The organism is Acinetobacter sp. ABJ-A23_2, from assembly GCF_044538765.1.
GTDB lineage: Bacteria > Pseudomonadota > Gammaproteobacteria > Pseudomonadales > Moraxellaceae > Acinetobacter > Acinetobacter nosocomialis_A.
The window spans coordinates 1-524 of record NZ_JBIUCP010000120.1; the positions used below are offsets into that span (position 1 = coordinate 1).

General features: G+C 47.3%; 1 protein-coding gene. It reads right to left on the bottom strand.

From position 1 onward, the window contains the following. A partial coding sequence (locus ACH63V_RS18125; RefSeq protein ID WP_396464326.1) for a hypothetical protein occupies positions 1 to 524 on the bottom strand: 524 nt, incomplete at both ends.

A 524-nucleotide genomic window follows, 5' to 3' on the forward strand; every position in this document is an offset into this window, starting at 1 on the left:
CCTGAACCATTATTCAGCGATAAATCACCCGTCTGAATCAGTAAATCACCTTGTTCCGTACCGATCTGACCGCCATCATTTTGTAAGCCCTGACTCTTCAATGACATCTGCTGGGTTGAAGCCATCACGCCTTGGGTATTATTAATGCCTTGTACAGCATCAATGTTCAATACACCCTGTGCATTGATCTTGCCCTGCTCACTATTTTTAACCGAACCCGCCTGTATCTCTGTGTTCCCGCCACTGTACAGTTGCCCTGACTGGCTATTATCAAACAGGCCACTGAGCTTAAAGTTCAGGTCTGCTCCACTTTGTAATAAACCGCCCTGGTTGATAAGGTCCTGTCCAACAAACGTTAAGGCGCTACCCGAAAGAATCTGGCCCTTGCTGTTATTCAGCCACTGTTGCTGCATATCCAGTTTGGCTTGCGTTGCAATCAGGCCTGACTGGTTATCAATCCCTTGTGCCTTTAATGTCAGGTCCTGACTAGACTGAAGCTTGCCTTGCTGGTTACTTAACACCCC